Origin of the sequence: Cedecea selenatireducens (genome assembly GCF_042138895.1) — a bacterium.
In the GTDB taxonomy this organism is placed as follows: domain Bacteria; phylum Pseudomonadota; class Gammaproteobacteria; order Enterobacterales; family Enterobacteriaceae; genus Cedecea; species Cedecea selenatireducens.
Genome location: NZ_JBHIKW010000002.1, coordinates 115255 through 130986, shown reverse-complemented (window position 1 = coordinate 130986; position 15732 = coordinate 115255). Strand labels below are relative to the sequence as shown.

Genomic DNA, 15732 nt, shown 5'->3' with positions numbered 1-15732 from the left:
TTCTGATGGCTGAAAATAAATTAAACGTAACGGATCTGCACAAACGCTACGGCGAACATGAAGTGCTCAAAGGGGTGTCACTGAAGGCTAACGCCGGAGATGTCATCAGCATCATCGGTTCGTCTGGCTCGGGCAAAAGTACCTTTTTGCGCTGCATTAACTTTCTCGAAAAACCGAGCGAAGGCACGATTGTCGTCAGCAACCAGAACATCAATCTGGTGCGGGATAAAGACGGCCAGCTCAAAGTGGCCGATAAAAACCAGCTGCGACTGCTGCGCACCCGGCTGACGATGGTGTTCCAGCACTTTAACCTGTGGAGCCACATGACGGTGCTGGAAAACGTGATGGAAGCGCCTATTCAGGTGCTGGGGCTGAGCAAGCAGGAATCGAAAGAGCGGGCGATTAAGTACCTGGCAAAAGTCGGCATCGACGAACGCCAGTACGTTAAATACCCGGTGCATCTGTCCGGTGGCCAGCAGCAGCGTGTTTCTATCGCCCGTGCGCTGGCGATGGAGCCAGAAGTGCTGCTGTTTGATGAGCCTACCTCGGCGCTAGATCCTGAGCTGGTCGGGGAAGTGCTGCGCATTATGCAAAAGCTGGCAGAAGAGGGGAAAACGATGGTCGTTGTGACGCACGAGATGGACTTTGCCCGTCACGTGTCCAGCCACGTTATCTTCCTGCATCAGGGCCGTATTGAAGAAGAAGGCCCGCCGGCCGAGCTGTTCGGCAGCCCGAAAAGTGCCCGCCTGCAGCAGTTCCTTTCCGGATCGCTGAAGTAATCCCTCACCCTAACCCTCTCCCAGAGGGAGAGGGGATTTAATGGTTTCCCCCTTCCCAGAGGGAGAGGGGATTTAATGGTTACCCCCTTCCCAAAGGGAGAGGGCATTTAATGGTTACCCCCTTCCCAAAGGGAGAGGGGATTTAATGGTTACCCCCTTCCCAAAGGGAGAGGGCATTTATAATTTCCCCCCTCTCCCTCCGGGAGAGGGTCGGGGTGAGGGTGAAGAATGCATCACTCCTCGCCCAACAACCTCACCGCCGTACTCTCATCCGTCACCAGGCCTGACATCCAGCGGCCGGTCAATGCCGCCTTGATGGCAGCAAACTTACGCTCTCCGCCGGAAAAAGCGATGATCTTACGCGGGTTGTCGCTTTGCAGCGGCACGCTGGTCAGCAGGGCATCCAGCTCGCTGTAGACGCGCTGGCCGTCGTGGTTAAAGAAATGCCCCAGCATTTCACCGGCAACGCCCTGGCCGTGCAGCATGTTGACCTGCTCATCGGTAATAAATCCTTCGGCATTCAGCGGGCAGCCGATGTCCACCTCGCCAACGCCGAGAAACGCGACGTTGGCCGCCAGCGCCCGGTCGGTCACGCGCTGGTATACTTTGTGGCGACACCACATGTCGCGGTCTTCTTCGCTATCGGCATACAGCGGGGCGGGGATGAAAAAGTATTTACCCTGCATTTTCTCCGCCATTTTGAGCGGCATGTCATAGCGCGTCCCCGAGTCATCACGCGCAATCGCCCCAATCATCGACACGCAGTGGTGCTGCGGGCGTTCGACCCACGGCAGGACGTCGATGATTGAGCGCAGCGTTTTGCCGGAGCCAATGCCGAAGACCTGCGGCTGCTCGTCGGCGATAAACTGCGACATCACTTCGGCACCTTCCACCGCCAGCATCTGCTGGATGGCCTCATCGTCCAGCCCTTCCGAGGGCACCACGCGGCAGATTTCCAGACCGAAACGTTCCCGGACCCGCTGCGCCAGCTTCAGGCAGCGGGCAACCGGATGGGCGATTTTCACCGTCACCATACCCTGCTCGCGTGCGGAAGAAACCAGCCGCTGGGCGACCTGGCGAGAAATCCCCAGCTCACGGGCGATATCCTGCTGCGTCATGCCCGCCACGTAATACATCCAGGCGACGCGCGCGGCTTGTTCTTGTTTTTTCTCTTCTCTGCTCATGGCGGCACCTTATGGCTCTATTGCAGCGCATTCTACCCCGCGCGTGCTTTGTTGGTAATTGGGCAAAAGTCATTTTTATGGGCAAATGTTATCGATGTGAGTTTGATCTCAGAAAGTCGGGGCTGGCCGCAACTAGACTATAACAAACGGGCAAATGCCCTTAAAAATGACAAATGCTTAATTTGAGGTGAATCATGACGACGAAATCGGTATGGATGCATATTGGCGCAGGTTCTTTCCACCGTGCCCATCAGGCGTGGTATCTCAATCAGCTGATCAAGCAGGGCGATGACGGCTGGAGTATTTCGCTGGGCAACATCCGGAATGATGCCGGCGACCTACTGAGCCAGCTGGCGGCGCAGCACGGCGAATATGTGCTGGAAACCGTTACCCCGGAAGGCGAGCGTGCCTACGAAAAGATCTCTTCTATCCGCAAAGTACTGCCGTGGGATAAAGAGATTACTGCCCTGGTTGAAGATGGCGCCAAAGCGTCGACCCGCGTGATTGCCTTCACCGTGACCGAAGCCGGGTACTACCTCACCCCGCAGCATGAGCTGGACGTTAATCAGGCGGACGTCAAAGCCGATCTCGCCGGAGGCATTACTACGCTGTACGGCGCGCTGAGCCGCATTTTGCATCATCGCATGAGCAACGGCGGCGAGCCGGTAACGCTGCTTAACTGCGATAACCTGCGCCACAACGGCGAACGCTTCCGCCACGGTTTCCTGTCGTTCCTGAAGATGAAGGGCGATCGCGCTCTGTTCGACTGGGTGACCACCCATACCGTTTCGCCTAACACCATGGTTGACCGCATTACGCCGCGTCCTACGGCGGATATTGCCCCGCGGGTGAAAGCGGCTACCGGGTTCGACGACAAAGTGCCGGTGATGGGAGAGTCCTTTATCCAGTGGGTTATTGAGGATGATTTTATTAACGGCCGTCCGGCGTTAGAGAACGTTGGTGTCGAAATGGTGAAATCCGTGCTGCCGTATGAAGAGGCAAAAATCCGCATTCTGAACGCCAGCCACAGCTGCATTGCCTGGGCCGGCACGCTTACCGGCCTTAGCTACATCGATGAAAGCACCGTGCAGCAGCCGATTAAACAGATGGCGTGGGACTACGTCACGGAGGATGTCATTCCTTCGCTGTCGCCCAGCCCGCTGGATCTGGCCGGGTATCGTGACGTTGTGCTGGCCCGCTTTAGCAATCCGTATATCAAAGATACCAACCAGCGCGTGGCGGCCGACGGCCTGTCCAAGATCCCCGGTTTTATCACGCCAACGTTGATTGAGTGCTACCAGCGAGGTGAGGAACCTGCGGCAACGGCGGTTCTGCCCGCGCTGTTCTTCCTGTTCCTGCAGCGTTGGGCCCAGGGCCAGCTGCCTTACCAGTACCAGGACGGCGTCATGCAGGACGACGCTATTCGCGCCTTATTCACTTCTCCTGAGCCGCTCAAGGCCTTTGTCAGCGATGAAACCTTGTTTGCCGAACTCGCCCATTCCTCAGCTTTCCATGAGCTGATGGCGCGAACGGTCGCCCGGCTGGAAGCGTGGATCGCCTCTGTGCAGCAGCCGCTGGCGACAGCTTAAGGAGGCGCTATGTATCTCGGAATCGATATCGGCACGTCTGAACTAAAGGCTTTGCTCATCGACGGGCAGGGCGAAATCCTGGGCTCTGCTCACGCGGCGCTAACCGTTCAGCGCCCGCATCCGCACTGGGCTGAACAGGATCCTGAAGCCTGGTGGCAGGCGACGCAGCAGGTGGTTTCTACTCTGCGCCAGCAAATACCAGATGCCTGGGCGCAGATCCGCGCTATTGGCCTGTCCGGGCAGATGCACGGCGCGGTGCTGCTGGACGGCCAGGGAGAAGTGCTGCGCCCCTGCATTCTGTGGAACGACACGCGTAGCGCAGAAGAATGCGCTCGACTCACCGAAGAACATCCGCAATTTCTGACCATCAGCGGCAACCTGGTGATGCCCGGCTTTACCGCCCCGAAGCTTCGCTGGGTGGCGGAGCATGAACCGGAAATCTTTTCCCGCGTGGATAAGGTGCTGCTGCCGAAAGATTACCTGCGCTGGCGGCTGAGCGGTGAGTTTGTCTCTGACCCGTCAGACGCCGCCGGAACGCTGTGGCTGGACGTGGCAAAGCGCGACTGGTCAGACAAACTGCTGGCGGCTACCGGGCTAACCCGCAGCCAGATGCCGAGGCTGGTGGAGGGCAGCGAAGTCAGCGCTGTTTTACGTTCAGCTCTGGCGACCGAGTGGGGGCTTAGCTCCGGCGTCAAAATCGCCGGCGGCGGGGGCGATAACGCTACCTCGGCAGTAGGCGTTGGCGCGGTGAATAACGGCGACGCGTTTATTTCGCTCGGCACGTCCGGCGTTATCTTCGTGGTTAACGACGAGCTGCAAACCCGTCCTGAGTCCGGCGTGCATGCCTTTTGCCACGCTTTACCTCAGCGCTGGCACCAGATGAGCGTGATGCTCAGCGCCGCCAGCTGTCTGCGCTGGGTGTGCAATTTGCTGTCGGTCACTGAAAGCCAGCTCATGGAGGAGATGGCCGGGCTGAGCGACGAGCAGAAAAAGCATGCGCCTGTTTTCCTGCCCTATCTGTCAGGGGAGCGCACGCCGCACAACGATGCTCACGCCATGGGGAGTTTCTTTGCGCTAAACCATGAAACCAGCCGTGCCTTGCTGGGGTATTCGGTGATTGAGGGCGTGACCTTTGGCCTGGCGGACGGCATGGCGGTGCTGGAGACGTCCCGCAGCCAGATTACCCAATGCAGCCTGACCGGCGGAGGGGCGCGCAGCGCTATCTGGGCGCAGCTGATTGCCGACGTGCTGGATGTGCCGATTGTGACGCATCCGGCCAGCTCTTCCGGCGCGCTCGGCGCAGCTCGTCTTGGCTGGCTGGCCGATGGTGGGGTGGAAGAGGTGGTTTGCCGCAAGCCTCCCGTTCAGCAGCGCTTCACGCCGCGCAAAGCCTTGCAGAACGTGCTGCAGCAGCGTTTGTCCGTGTTCCACCTGCTTTACCAACAACAAAAAGCCGCTCGTAAGCTGCTGCCCTGACTGCCCTCCCGGCGGCCTTTCCGCTGCCGGGAACCCTGTACCCGAGAACGAGGAAGAGTGTTATGCAATCTAAACACTACTGGTTTGGTTTACCTAAACATCTGCTGTGGGGATTTATCGCCATCGCTATTTTTATGAGCGGCGATGGTTTCGAGATGGCGTTTTTGTCTAAGCATATTACCGACATGGGCTTTACGCCCGCGCAATCGGCGATGGTGTTTACCCTGTATGGTCTTGCGGCAGGCCTGGCGGCCTGGGCTTCCGGCGTAGTGGCTGAGCTTATCACCCCGCAAAAAGCGATGCTGATTGGTTTTGTTACCTGGGTAGTGATGCACGCATTGTTTATGACGCTCGGCCTCGGGATGCGTAACTACCCGCTGATGCTGCTGTTCTACGGCATTCGCGGCCTGGCCTATCCGCTGTTTATCTACTCCTTCATGTTGATGCTGGTGCAGGTGGTACCGCGTGAGAGGCTGGCGGCGGCGACCGGCTGGTTCTGGGCTATGTACTCTATCGGTATCGGCGTGGTGGGGAGTTATCTGCCAAGCCTGACTATCCCGGCATTTGGCGAAACGGGCACGCTGTGGATGGCCATTGCCTGGGTAACGGGCGGCGGGCTTATCGCCTTCTTCAGCCTGCGTAATGTGCCGGTTGACCGCTCGCGGATTAATCTGCCGCTGCGCGAGAAAATGACGGAGATGTCGCGGGCGGTGACCATCCTGTTCAGCAACCGTGACGTGTTTTATGCCTGCCTGATCCGCATTATCAACACGCTGTCTCTGTTTGGCTTCGCGATAGTGATGCCGCTGCTGTTTGTTGATCGTCTCGGCTTCACGATTTCTGAGTGGCTACAGATTTGGGCGGTGTTCTTCTTTGTCACCATTTTCACCAATATCTTTTGGGGAATTATGGGGGAGTACATCGGTTGGATTCGCCAGGTGCGCTGGTTCGGCTGTTTAGGCATGGCGATTTCCAGCCTGACGTTTTATTACCTGCCGGTGTGGGTGGGGCATAATTTCTGGGTCGCGCTGATCCCGGCTGTGATGCTTGGCACCTTTGTCGCGGCGTTTGTGCCGATGACGGCGGTATTTCCAACGCTGGAGCCACACCATCGCGGAGCGGCCATCTCCATCTATAACCTGTCCGCGGGGATGAGCAACTTTGTGGCACCGGCTATTGCCTCGCTGATCCTGCCGTTCTTCGACATTGTGGGCGTGGTCTGGGCGTATACCGGGCTGTATCTGTTTGCGGGCGTACTGACGTTTATTATCAAAGTCCCGCAGCCGAAGCGGGTGAAGGGTAAAGCTGGCGCGGGGGAAATGAGCCCCGTGGAGCAGTAAAATGAAAAGCCGGGGATAAACCCGGCTTTTTTTGTCAGCGAATCACATCACCCAGCGCTTCGTCTAAGTCGAACCAGCGGAAGCCAAAGCCTGACTCTTCCAGACGTTTAGGTAGCGCCCGCTGCCCGCCGAGCACTAAAACAGAGGATTCCCCCATCAGCAGACGAATCGCCGTGGCCGGGGCGCGAAGAATGGCCGGGCGTTTGAGCGCGTGGCCCAGGGCGTGAGAAAACTGTTCGTTGCGAACGGGGTAAGGGGAGACCATATTAAACGGCCCGCGCAGGTCGTTATCCAGCAGCCAGAGAATGCCGTTCACCATATCGTCGATGTGGATCCACGCCAGATACTGGCGGCCATTACCGATGGGGCCGCCCAGCCCGAGCCGGAACAGCGGCAGCATTTTGGCCAGAATGCCGCCTTTAGGGGCTAATACAACGCCGGTGCGTAACAGGCAAACTCGCGTCTTTTCACTTTGCGCGCCGCAGGCAATTTGCTCCCAGCGGGCGCAAAGCTTGTGGGTGAATTCGTTGTGGGGCGGTTCATCTTCGGTGACGACCACTTCGCCGAGGTCGCCATAGTAGCCGGTGGCGGAGCCGGAAATAAACGCTTTGGGAGGCTGCTGGCTGGCCTTAAACAGTTCGACCAGCCGCTCGGTAATTTGCCAGCGGCTCTGGCACAGAAGCTGTTTTTGTTCCTCGCTCCAGCGTTTATCGGCGATCGGTTCACCGGCCAGGTTTATGACCGCGTCAAAGGCGTCGAGATTTTGTAAGCCGTCGAGCCCTTTGAGCAGCGCCACGCGCTTGTCCAGCCGCTTGCTGGCCTTTTCCGGCGAGCGGGTGACGACCGACACCTGATGGTTAAGCTCAAGCAGGCGAGATATCAGGTGGCGGCCAATTAATCCGCTGCCGCCGGTAATCAGGATCTCCATACGTACCTCCCACCAGAAAGCGCTTATCGCCGCCAGCTCAGGGTCATGGATACCGAGTCGGCGTAGCGGAGCGCGTGAAGTTTATCGATCTCCACTTCAGCATATGTCACCCAGGGATGAGCACATGCGATATTCAGCACATCCTGAGTTAATTTTTCCAGCAGCGAGAAGCGGTTATTCTCGACCAGCTGAATTATCTCTTTGGTCACGGTGCGGTAGTTCAGCGCATCGTTGATGTTCTCGCTGGCCCTTGCTTTGCCGGCAGGATAGTGGAGCGCGACGTTAATCACGATGTCCTGTCGGTTGGCAATCTCTTCTTCTTTGATGCCAATAAAGGTACGCAGGCGCAGATTTTTAATGCGAATAATGGCGTCTGGTTGCATGGATGACATTGCAGGTTCCTTATAAGTCTTTTCCCGCCACAGGATACACCAGCGCGGGAAAAAACCTGAACCGGGGATTACGCCTTCTCTGCCTGCTGATAAGCCTTCACGGTGGCAGGTCGGGTTCGTATCCGTTCAAACCAGTTTCTGACCGCCGGGAAATTGGCCAGGTCAACGCGCTGGCGTTCATGAGACACCACCCACGGCCAGGTCGCGATGTCCGCTATGCTGTAATCGTGGCCACCAAGCCACGGGGCTTTCTCAAGTTGTTTGTTGAGTACGCCATAAAGGCGCTGGGTTTCGACCTGATAGCGCTCTATGGCATACGGCACGGGCTGAGGGGCAAAATGGTTGAAATGGTGGTTTTGGCCCAGCATAGGCCCAAAGCCGCCAACTTGCCAAAACAGCCACTGCAGCGTGGCGTGGCGGACGCGCAGTTCTTTGCTGAGGAGCAGCCCGGTTTTATCGGCCAGGTAAAGCAGGATTTCGCCGGACTCAAAGAGGCTCAGAGGCTCGCCGCCGTCGGCAGGCTTATTATCGACGATGGCAGGAATTTTGTTATTCGGTGAGATAGCCAGGAAAGCCGGGCGGAACTGGTCGCCTTTGCCGATATCGATACGGTGGATTTTGTAATCCAGGCCAGCTTCTTCGAGAAAAAGGGTGATTTTATGGCCGTTTGGGGTAGGCGCATAATAAAGATCGATCATGGTCACTCCAGGGGTTAGCACATTTTTAACAAACGTTTTGAGTATAGGCATTTTTGCTCATGCCGCACCGGAATGGTGCGTTTTAAGCGGATGACAAAACGGTTTTTTCGCTCTATGTTCAATAACCTGACGCGCGAATAAATGAGGATATGATGAGCCAGCCTGCCATGACGTTGTGGACCGATAGCCACTATTTTAGCCCGTATGCGCTTTCAGTTTTTGTTGCGCTGAAGGAGAAGGGGCTCGCCTTTTCGCTGCAAACTGTTGATCTCGCCAGCGGTCAGAATTTGAAACCGGGCTGGAAGGGTTTCGATCTCACTCGTCGCGTGCCCGTGCTGGCCGTTGGGGATTTTGTGCTCAGCGAATCCTCCGCTATTGATGAGTATCTGGAGGAACGTTTTTCCCCGCCGACGTGGGAGCGTATTTATCCTCATGACATCGAAAAACGTGCCCGCGCGCGCCAGGTTCAGGCGTGGCTGCGCAGCGACCTGATGCCGATCCGGGAAGAACGTTCTACGGACGTGGTTTTCGCCGGTAAGAAGAAACCCGCGCTGAGTTCAGCCGGTCAGCAGGCAGCGGAGAAACTGATCGCGACCGCAGAGCGCTTGCTTCCAGAGGGGCAGCAGAATTTATTCGGCGAGTGGTCGATTGCCGATACCGATTTGGCATTGATGCTCAACCGCCTGATTTTGAATGGGGATGACGTGCCGGAACGGCTGAAAGAGTATGCCAGCTTCCAGTGGCAGCGCGCTTCGGTACAGCTTTGGCTGGCGCTGTCGGTGAAAAACGCAGGCTGATGGCGGGCTGATAATTCGATATCATTGGCTGATTATCATTACAGGAGCCAGGGATAAATGAAGCTAATGTTTGCCTCGGACCTTCACGGTTCGTTACCCGCCACGGAAAAAGTGCTGGAACGCTTTGCGCAAAGCGAAGCGAAATGGCTGGTGATATTGGGCGATATACTGAACCACGGCCCGCGTAACGCGCTGCCTGAAGGCTACAATCCCCCGGCGGTAGCGCAATGCCTTAACGGCGTCGCCGATAAAATTATTGCGGTACGTGGAAATTGCGACAGCGAAGTTGATCAGATGCTGCTTCAGTTTCCCATCACCGCGCCCTGGCAGCAGGTTTTGCTGGCCCGGCAGAGGCTATTTCTCACCCACGGGCATCTCTATCATCCGGATAACCTGCCGCCTTTGGCCGCTGGCGATGTTCTGATTTTCGGCCATACGCATCTTCCGGTTGCAGAAAAGCACGAACAGATCTATTTGTTTAATCCAGGCTCTGTCAGCATACCGAAGGGCGGTTTTGAGGCCAGTTACGGGATGCTTGATGATGGCGTTCTGACCGTTCGCACGCTGGAGAGTAATGGGGTTATTGCACAGGTGAGCATTACCCCGTAACGTTGACAGGTTAATCCAATAACGCGCCGTAAGAGCGCCCCTGAATAAGGTTTCCCCGATGGTGGAACAGAGTCATTTTGTCGGCACGGAATGGGTAGATATTGTTAATGAAGACAATGAGGTCATCGCACAGGCTAGCCGCGAGCAAATGCGCGCGCAGCGGCTGCGTCATCGCGCGACCTATATTGTGGTTCACGACGGTATGGGCAAAATTCTGGTACAGCGTCGTACCGAAATAAAAGACTTCATGCCGGGCATGCTGGATGCCACCGCGGGCGGAGTCGTGCAGGCGGATGAACAAATGCTGGAGTCTGCTCGCCGTGAGGCGGAAGAGGAACTCGGTATTGCAGGCGTACCTTTTGCCGAACACGGTCAGTTCTACTTCGAAGACAACAGCTGCCGCGTGTGGGGCGGGCTCTTTAGCTGCGTTTCTCACGGGCCTTTCGCACTGCAGGAAGAAGAAGTCAGCGAAGTCAGCTGGATGTCGCCGGAAGAAATCACCGCGCGCTGCGACGAATTTACCCCTGATTCGCTGAAGGCGCTGGCGCTGTGGATGACCCGCAACGCCAAAAATGAGTCTCAAAGCGAACAGAGCGAGTAATTGTTTACCCTCACCCCGATCCTCTTCAAGTAAGGAGGGGACCAGGGTGAGGGGAAATCAGCAGCTGTCCCGCATACATAGCGAAGACGCGATAGTCGGACTGCGATCCCACTCTTCTTCGTTTATCCTCGCCAGCAGCGCCCGTCCTGCCTCAATCCCAATTTTACGATGCGGTACCGCGATGGTTGTTAGCGCAGGCTGACACACGCGGCTTACGTCGCTGTCACCAAACCCGACGATGGCTAAGTCGTCAGGGACTTTGATGCGTCGACGCTGGCATTCGTACAGCGCGCCGCAGGCCAGCTCATCTGACACGCACACCAGCGCATCCAGCTCCGGCCAGGCCAGCAAAAACTCGGGTAGCTGTGCGGCCCCGGTGGAAAAGCTCGGTGGCGCAGCGGCGTTGATCACCCGGTTAGGCGACATATGGTGGCGCAGCATCGCTTTGTACCAACCCTGAAGGTGCTGCTGGAAAATCCACTGCTCCTGGTTGGCGCACAGCAGGCCGATGTTCTGATAGCCACGGTGGATAAGCATTTCCGTCAGTTCAAACATTGCCGCGACGTTATCAATGCCGATGTTCATGTCCAGCGGGTCGGCGCGCGTGGCACCTATCTCCAGAACAGGAATACTGGCATGTCTGAGCCAGCCGCGCACCGTGTCACTGTGCTCAACGCTGAGTAAAATCGCCGCCGCGATATTGGAGGCGAGCAGCGTTTCCAGCAGCTTTTCCTCCTGCTCCAGCCGATGCTGAGACTCCGCAAGCACTATCTGATATCCCGCCGGCTGCAGCACCTGCTGGAGGCCGGCAAACATTTCGTTGCAGCCTGATTCGGCCAGGCTTGGTACGACCATCGCAATGGTGTACGAAGAGGCTGACGCCAACGCGCTTGCCGCAAGGTTTGGCATGTAACCCAGTTCGGAAACGGCCGCTTCGATTTTTTCGCGTAATTTATCGGAAACCTGCTCCGGCGTTCTTAACGCTCGCGAGACGGTCATGGTACCGACTCCCGCGAGCTGAGCCACATCTGCAAGCGTCACCTTACCGGTACTACGCCGCTTTCGGGTTATGGACATTGTGATTCCTGATTCTCGTACCTGAAAAACGCCAGGCTGACGTTGGCCCCTGAAAATGAAGGGGAAATATCGCTCAAGTATACGCCTGAAATCGTGTGTCTTAATGCGATTTAACACAATGATTGCATTTTGATAGCGCTATCACAAAACCGAGTGATAGTTATTGGTAGCGCTATCTTTGTGATGCTAGTCACAGTTAAACCCGAGACCGTTGAATAAAGTTTGCCCATCATCAACGTCGATTTCGAGAGGGTATCGTGCTTAACCAATGGCTGCATCAGGGGACTATCCAGCTTCACGACAACGCCGCTAGCTGGCAGCAGGCGCTGGAAATTAGCGCCCAGCCGCTGCTGGATGCGGGAATTATTGCCCCACATTACCTGACGGCCATCATGCAACAGCATCAAAAGCTGGGGCCTTATTATGTGCTGGCGCCGGGCCTGGCGATGCCGCATGCGCGGCCGGAAGAAGGCGCCACCGGGCTTGGGCTGTCTCTGTTAAAGCTGAAGCAGGGCGTCAGCTTTCATTCCGAAGGCAACGACCCGGTAGACGTTATTATTATGCTGGCTGCGCCCGACAGCCACAGCCACATTGAAATGATTTCCGCGCTCGCCGAGCTATTTTCCAGCGACGAAGATATGGTATTACTGCATCAGGCCAATAACCTGGAGGAAATACAAAAAATAATTAATCGATTCTAGTTTTTTAATTTAACACCATGGTTTTTTACGTTGCATTGAAAAATGCGATGCGCTCGTACTCTACAAAAAATATAAGGTAAACACGATGAAGATAATGGCAATCTGCGGTTCCGGCCTGGGCAGTAGCTTTATGGTCGAAATGAATATTAAAAAGGTGCTTAAAAAACTCAATATTGAAGCGGAAGTTGAGCACTCTGATTTATCCTCCGCCACGCCGGGAGCGGCTGATGTATTTGTGATGGCGGAAGACATTGCCGCCAGCGCAAGCCTGCCGGACAGTCAGCTGGTGGTTATCAACAACATCATCGATATCAATGAGCTGGAAAATAAGCTGAGCGCTTATTTTGCCGGTCGTTAATCATAATTGGCGGAGGCGGATATGTTTATCCTTGGCACGCTGAATTTTATTGTTGATATTCTAAAGGTTCCGGCCATTCTCGTCGGGCTAATAGCATTAATTGGCCTGGTGGCACAAAAGAAGTCATTTTCTGATGTGGTGAAGGGCTCAATTAAAACCGTTCTGGGCTTTATTGTTCTGGGCGGCGGTGCCACCGTATTAGTGGGGTCTTTGAATCCACTGGGCGGCATGTTTGAACATGCATTTAATATCCAGGGCATTATTCCTAATAATGAAGCGATTGTTTCCATCGCGCTGGAAAAATACGGGGCATCCACGGCGTTGATCATGGCCTTCGGGATGGTGGCGAACATTATTGTGGCTCGCTTTACCCGCCTGAAGTACATCTTCCTGACCGGCCATCATACGTTCTATATGGCGTGTATGATCAGCGTCATCCTGACGGTGGCGGGCTTTGAAGGCGTACCGCTAGTGTTTACCGGCTCGCTGATCCTTGGCCTGATCATGGCGTTCTTCCCGGCCATTGCGCAGCGCTATATGCGCCGTATCACCGGCACAGATGACATCGGTTTTGGCCACTTCGGCACGCTGGGCTACGTCTTGTCCGGCTGGATCGGCAGCAAGTGCGGCAAAGGCTCACGTTCAACGGAAGAGATGAACCTGCCGAAGAACCTGAGCTTCCTGCGTGACAGCTCAATCTCCATCTCCCTGACCATGATAATCATCTACATGATCCTCGCGATTTGCGCGGGCCAGACGTATGTAGAAGAGAAGCTGAGCGGCGGCCAGAACTTCCTGGTTTACTCCATTATTCAGGCGATTACCTTTGCGGCCGGGGTGTTCATCATCCTGCAGGGCGTGCGCTTGATTCTGGCGGAAATCGTCCCGGCGTTTACCGGTTTCTCCGAGAAGCTGGTGCCAAATGCTCGCCCGGCGCTGGACTGCCCGGTGGTTTACCCATACGCGCCAAACGCCGTGCTGATTGGCTTCCTGTTCAGCTTCCTTGGCGGTCTTGTCGGGCTGTTCCTGCTGGGGCAGATGAAGCTGGTACTGATTTTGCCGGGCGTGGTGCCTCACTTCTTTACCGGGGCTACCGCTGGCGTGTTTGGTAACGCTACCGGCGGCCGGCGCGGCGCAATGGTGGGCTCTTTCGCCAACGGCCTGCTGATCACCTTCCTGCCGGTTCTGCTGCTGCCTGTGCTGGGGGCGCTTGGCTTCGCCAACACCACGTTCTCCGACGCTGACTTCGGTGTGGTAGGCATTATCCTCGGCAACCTGGCGCGCTTCCTGTCACCAGCGGCGATTACCGCAGTGGTCGTTGCCGTCTTTGCGGTACTGGTCGGGTTCAACTATCTGGGCAAAGGAAAAGGCACTCCTGCCGTACACACTGAAGATAATACGGGGGCTAAATAATGAATGAACTGGCAGACGTCTCGCGGTTTGCGCGCGATATCCGGGTGGAGACGCTGAAGGCGCTCACGCAGCTGGGGTTCGGTCACTACGGCGGCAGCATGTCGGTGGTGGAAACGCTGGCGGTGCTGTATGGCGAGGTGATGAATATCGATCCGGGTGACCCTGACTGGGCAGAGCGCGACTACTTTGTGCTGTCGAAGGGGCATGCTGGCCCGGCGCTGTACAGCACGCTGGCGCTGAAGGGATATTTCCCGGTCGAGCAGTTGGCTACTCTGAATGAGAATGGGACCAGCCTGCCGAGCCACCCTGACCGCCTGAAAACTCGCGGCGTGGACGCCACCACCGGTTCGCTGGGGCAGGGGATTTCTATCGCCGCCGGTATTGCGTTGTCCCACAAGCTGGCGCAGCGCCGTAACCGGGTATTCAGCATCGTCGGCGACGGCGAGCTGAACGAGGGGCAGTGCTGGGAGGCTTTCCAGTTTATTGCTCATCACCGCCTCAATAACCTGACGGTTTTTGTCGACTGGAACAAGCAACAGCTGGACGGCGAGCTGGACGAAATCATCTGCGCATTCGATCTGGCAGAGAAGTTTAGCGCCTTCGGTTTTGACGTGGTGAAGGTGAAAGGGGATGACATCGCCGGTTTGCTGGCAGCGGTGAAGCCCGTGCGCAGCGGCGAGCAGCGCCCTCTGCTGGTGATCCTCGACAGCGTGAAGGGGCAAGGCGTGCCGTATCTTGAACAGCTGGGTAACTCTCACCATCTCCGCCTGACGGAGCAGTCAAAACAGGCGCTGGAGCAGGCCATCGCGCAACTGGAGGCGGAACATGATTAAGGTAAGCCAGACCGGCGGCCAGGACGCCGTTGAGATGCGGAAAATCTATGCCGGGTTTGTTCAGCAGCAGATTAGCGAAGACAGCGGTATTATCGCGCTGGAAGCTGACCTGATGAGTTCGATGGCGATGGACGGCGTACAGCGAGATAACCCGCAGCACGTGATTAACTGCGGCATCATGGAAGCCAACGTGATTGGCGTGGCGGCAGGCCTGTCGCTGACCGGACGTAAGCCGTTTGTTCATACTTTTACCGCCTTCGCCAGCCGCCGCTGCTTTGACCAGCTGTTTATGTCGCTGGATTACCAGCGCAATAACGTCAAGGTTATCGCTTCTGACGCCGGGGTAACGGCCTGCCATAACGGCGGTACCCATATGTCGTTCGAAGATATGGGCATTGTGCGTGGGCTGGCGCACTCCATCGTGCTGGAGGTGACCGACGCGGTGATGTTTAAGGACATTCTGCGCCAGCTGATCGCGCTGGAAGGTTTCTACTGGGTGCGCACTATTCGTAAGCAGGCGGCTACCGTTTATGAGGAAGGCTCGACCTTCACCATCGGCAAAGGCAACGTGCTGCGCGAAGGCACGGACATTACGCTGATAGCCAACGGGATTATGGTTGCAGAAGCGCTAAAAGCAGCTCAGCAGCTTGAGCTGGAGGGCGTCAGCGCGGCGGTGATCGACATGTTCACCCTCAAGCCTGTCGACCGCATGCTGGTGAAGAACTACGCCGAGAAAACCGGGCGCATCGTCACCTGTGAAAACCACAGTATTCACAACGGATTGGGGTCAGCGGTGGCGGAAGTGCTGGTGGAAACCTGCCCTGTGCCGATGCGAAGAGTGGGCGTGAAGGAGCGTTACGGCCAGGTTGGCACTCAGGACTTCCTGCAGCAGGAATATGGCCTGACGGCGGCCGATATTGTGAAGGCGGCTAAAGAGCTACTGTAGCGGGTTAAAGC

At 56.5% G+C, this 15732-nt stretch carries 17 protein-coding genes; 12 read left to right on the top strand and 5 right to left on the bottom strand.

Features of this window, described 5'->3' with window-relative positions:
• The first annotated feature begins 5 nt into the window (after positions 1-5).
• Positions 6-779 carry a histidine ABC transporter ATP-binding protein HisP gene (hisP, locus tag ACE38U_RS03435; protein ID WP_038480786.1) on the top strand — a complete coding sequence of 258 codons (774 nt, stop codon included), beginning with the start codon at positions 6-8 and terminating at the stop codon, positions 777-779.
• A 233-nt stretch (positions 780-1012) separates the two neighbouring features.
• Here hisP and ACE38U_RS03430 read toward each other — a convergent pair whose 3' ends face one another.
• Positions 1013-1963, bottom strand: coding sequence for a sugar-binding transcriptional regulator (locus ACE38U_RS03430; protein WP_375529173.1), 951 nt, complete (start codon positions 1961-1963; stop codon positions 1013-1015).
• A 194-nt stretch (positions 1964-2157) separates the two neighbouring features.
• Here ACE38U_RS03430 and dalD point away from each other — a divergent pair, with 194 nt between their 5' ends.
• From dalD to ACE38U_RS03415, 3 genes are all read left to right on the top strand, one after another.
• Complete coding sequence (gene dalD, locus ACE38U_RS03425; RefSeq protein WP_375529172.1) at positions 2158-3552, top strand: D-arabinitol 4-dehydrogenase; 1395 nt, start codon at positions 2158-2160, stop codon at positions 3550-3552.
• A gap of 9 nt (positions 3553-3561) precedes the next feature.
• Positions 3562-5028, top strand: a complete 1467-nt coding sequence (gene xylB / locus ACE38U_RS03420) for a xylulokinase (protein ID WP_375529171.1) — start codon at positions 3562-3564, stop codon at positions 5026-5028.
• Between the two features lie 62 nt (positions 5029-5090).
• Positions 5091-6368, top strand: coding sequence for an MFS transporter (locus tag ACE38U_RS03415; protein WP_176982323.1), 1278 nt, complete (start codon positions 5091-5093; stop codon positions 6366-6368).
• Between the two features lie 34 nt (positions 6369-6402).
• On the opposite strand, the gene ACE38U_RS03410 is transcribed toward ACE38U_RS03415, so the two are convergent.
• The 3 genes from ACE38U_RS03410 to yfcG all read right to left on the bottom strand — a co-directional run bounded on the left by ACE38U_RS03410 (position 6403) and on the right by yfcG (position 8386).
• Entirely contained in the window at positions 6403-7296 is an 894-nt protein-coding gene (locus ACE38U_RS03410) for a TIGR01777 family oxidoreductase (RefSeq protein WP_038480801.1), read from the bottom strand.
• A 23-nt stretch (positions 7297-7319) separates the two neighbouring features.
• The gene (gene folX / locus ACE38U_RS03405) at positions 7320-7679 is read right to left on the bottom strand and encodes a dihydroneopterin triphosphate 2'-epimerase (RefSeq protein ID WP_176982330.1); all 360 of its coding nucleotides are present in this window, start codon (positions 7677-7679) and stop codon (positions 7320-7322) included.
• A 77-nt stretch (positions 7680-7756) separates the two neighbouring features.
• Positions 7757-8386, bottom strand: coding sequence for a GSH-dependent disulfide bond oxidoreductase (gene yfcG, locus ACE38U_RS03400; RefSeq protein ID WP_176982324.1), 630 nt, complete (start codon positions 8384-8386; stop codon positions 7757-7759).
• Between the two features lie 152 nt (positions 8387-8538).
• Here yfcG and yfcF point away from each other — a divergent pair, with 152 nt between their 5' ends.
• The 3 genes from yfcF to yfcD are packed head-to-tail and all read left to right on the top strand — an operon-like array spanning position 8539 to position 10393.
• The gene (gene yfcF / locus ACE38U_RS03395; protein ID WP_176982331.1) at positions 8539-9183 is read left to right on the top strand and encodes a glutathione transferase; all 645 of its coding nucleotides are present in this window, start codon (positions 8539-8541) and stop codon (positions 9181-9183) included.
• A gap of 57 nt (positions 9184-9240) precedes the next feature.
• A complete protein-coding gene (yfcE, locus tag ACE38U_RS03390) occupies positions 9241-9792 on the top strand; it encodes a phosphodiesterase (protein ID WP_038480813.1) in 552 nt (183 codons plus the stop codon).
• Positions 9793-9850: 58 nt separating this feature from the next.
• Positions 9851-10393, top strand: a complete 543-nt coding sequence (gene yfcD / locus ACE38U_RS03385; protein ID WP_038480816.1) for an NUDIX hydrolase YfcD — start codon at positions 9851-9853, stop codon at positions 10391-10393.
• A gap of 57 nt (positions 10394-10450) precedes the next feature.
• Here the strand turns inward: yfcD and ACE38U_RS03380 are convergent, their stop codons facing one another.
• Positions 10451-11470, bottom strand: coding sequence for a LacI family DNA-binding transcriptional regulator (locus ACE38U_RS03380; protein WP_375529170.1), 1020 nt, complete (start codon positions 11468-11470; stop codon positions 10451-10453).
• A 257-nt stretch (positions 11471-11727) separates the two neighbouring features.
• Between ACE38U_RS03380 and ACE38U_RS03375 the strand changes: the two genes are divergently transcribed.
• The 5 genes from ACE38U_RS03375 to ACE38U_RS03355 all read left to right on the top strand — a co-directional run bounded on the left by ACE38U_RS03375 (position 11728) and on the right by ACE38U_RS03355 (position 15721).
• A complete protein-coding gene (locus ACE38U_RS03375) occupies positions 11728-12171 on the top strand; it encodes a PTS sugar transporter subunit IIA (RefSeq protein ID WP_375529169.1) in 444 nt (147 codons plus the stop codon).
• An 85-nt stretch (positions 12172-12256) separates the two neighbouring features.
• On the top strand, positions 12257-12529 hold the full coding sequence (locus ACE38U_RS03370; protein WP_375529168.1) for a PTS sugar transporter subunit IIB: 273 nt from the start codon (positions 12257-12259) through the stop codon (positions 12527-12529).
• 21 nt (positions 12530-12550) lie between these two features.
• Positions 12551-13942: a PTS ascorbate transporter subunit IIC gene (locus ACE38U_RS03365; RefSeq protein ID WP_038480828.1), complete on the top strand. Its 1392-nt coding sequence runs from the start codon at positions 12551-12553 to the stop codon at positions 13940-13942.
• On the top strand, positions 13942-14775 hold the full coding sequence (locus tag ACE38U_RS03360) for a transketolase (RefSeq protein ID WP_375529167.1): 834 nt from the start codon (positions 13942-13944) through the stop codon (positions 14773-14775). Before ACE38U_RS03365 ends, ACE38U_RS03360 begins: the two co-directional genes overlap by 1 nt.
• Positions 14768-15721, top strand: coding sequence for a transketolase family protein (locus tag ACE38U_RS03355; protein WP_038480835.1), 954 nt, complete (start codon positions 14768-14770; stop codon positions 15719-15721). The genes ACE38U_RS03360 and ACE38U_RS03355 overlap by 8 nt, the downstream gene beginning before the upstream one ends.
• Positions 15722-15732: the final 11 nt, after the last annotated feature.